Below are 1,849 nucleotides of genomic sequence, written 5' to 3'. Positions count from 1 at the left end.
GTCGAAGCCCTCAGCGCCAGTGGAACCGCCATCCTCAACCTCGACGACGAACGCGTCGCAGCCATGCGGCCCCGCACCGCCGCAGCCGTGCTGGGCTTTTCCGCCGAAGGACGCAGCGATGCTGCTGTCCAGGCGCTGAACCCGGACACCAACGCTGAGGGGAACCCAGAGTTCGATCTCATCCTGCCCGGCGGCGAGTCCGGGCTGCACGTGCGCAGCCGCCTCATCGGGGCGCACCACACCGGCAACCTCCTGGCCGCGGCAGCTGCCGCTTTTGCCGCAGGAGTGCCTGGCCAGGACATCGCCGCTTCGCTCAGCGCCCAGTCCGCCGCAAGCCGTTGGCGGATGGAGCGCACCGAACGTGCTGACGGAGTCACCGTCATCAATGACGCCTATAACGCGAATCCTGAATCCATGCGGGCCGCCCTGCGCACTTTGGCCGACCTCGGCCGGGGGAGACGGACCTGGGCCGTCCTGGGCGCGATGCTGGAGCTTGGCGACGATTCCATCCGCGAACACACAGCGGTGGGGACCCAGGTGGTCCGGCTTAATATCTCCAGGCTTGTAGTGGTGGGCCGTGAAGCCCGCGCCCTCTATGTTTCCGCCGTCCAGGAAGGATCCTGGGGTGACGAATGCGTTTTCGCGGAAACTGCTGACGAGGCGTATTCGCTGCTCGATGCGGAGCTTGAGCCCGGGGATCTGGTGCTCTTCAAGTCTTCGAACAGCGTGGGGCTGCGGCACCTGGGCGATCGGATAGCATTACCCCCACAATCCATCCAACCGGCCGACGAAGGGAGCAAGCTGCTGTGATTGCACTTCTGATCGGTTCGGGACTGGCCCTGCTGTTCGCCCTGGTGGGAACCCCGCTGTTCATCCGACTGCTGGTGAGCAAAAGCTACGGCCAGTTCATCCGCGATGACGGACCCACGTCGCACCACACAAAACGCGGCACGCCCACCATGGGCGGAACCGTGGTGGTGGCTGCGGTGCTGCTCAGCTACGGGCTGACGCACCTGATCATGTGGATGATGAACCCGGCGTCCGCCGGTCCGTCGGCTTCTGTCCTGATCCTGCTCTTCCTGATGGTCGGGATGGGGCTGGTGGGGTTCCTGGACGATTTCATCAAGATTTCCCGGCAGCGGAGCCTGGGCCTGGACGCCAAAGCGAAGCTCATCCTCCAGGCCGCGGTTGGCATTGCCTTCGCCATCCTGGCGCTGAACTTTCCCGACTCCGACGGCGTCACTCCAGCCTCCACTAAAATCTCCCTGGTACGCGATGTGCCCTGGCTGGACCTTGCGTTCGGCGGCACAGTCCTCGGGGCCATTCTTTTTGTCCTCTGGTCAAACCTGATCGTCACCGCGGCCACCAACGGCGTGAATCTTACCGATGGCCTTGATGGGCTCGCTGCCGGAGCCTCGATCATGGTCTTTGGCGCCTATACCCTGATGGGGATCTGGCAGAGCAACCAGGCCTGCGGGTCGCCGCGGGAGGCCGGCAGCGGCTGCTACTCCGTCCGCGACCCCCTGGACCTGGCACTCCTGGCAGCCATCATGAGTGCGGCCCTGGTGGGCTTCCTGTGGTGGAACACTTCGCCGGCAAAAATATTCATGGGTGACACCGGCTCCCTGGCCATCGGCGGTGCCATTGCCGGCTTCGCCATCCTGTCTCGTACTGAGCTGCTCCTGGGCATCATCGGCGGGCTGTTCGTCCTGATCACCCTGTCGGTGATCATCCAGGTGGGCTATTTCAAAGCCACCGGCGGCAAACGCGTCTTCAAGATGGCACCACTGCAACATCACTTCGAGCTGCAGGGCTGGGCGGAAGTGACGGTGGTTGTCCGGTTCTGGAT

General features: G+C 64.1%; 2 protein-coding genes. Both read left to right on the top strand.

Annotation, left to right across the window (positions count from 1 at the left end; genetic code table 11):
* Window positions 1–810 (top strand): glutamate ligase domain-containing protein (locus DBR22_RS24945; protein WP_258229364.1); only part of this gene is annotated, 810 nt, incomplete at its 5' end.
* Window positions 807–1,849 (top strand): phospho-N-acetylmuramoyl-pentapeptide-transferase (gene mraY, locus DBR22_RS21445; protein ID WP_108600658.1); only part of this gene is annotated, 1,043 nt, incomplete at its 3' end. The genes DBR22_RS24945 and mraY, both read left to right, overlap by 4 nt.

Source organism: Arthrobacter sp. HMWF013 (assembly GCF_003061105.1).
GTDB lineage: Bacteria > Actinomycetota > Actinomycetes > Actinomycetales > Micrococcaceae > Arthrobacter.
This window is presented reverse-complemented; position numbering and strand designations above follow the sequence as displayed.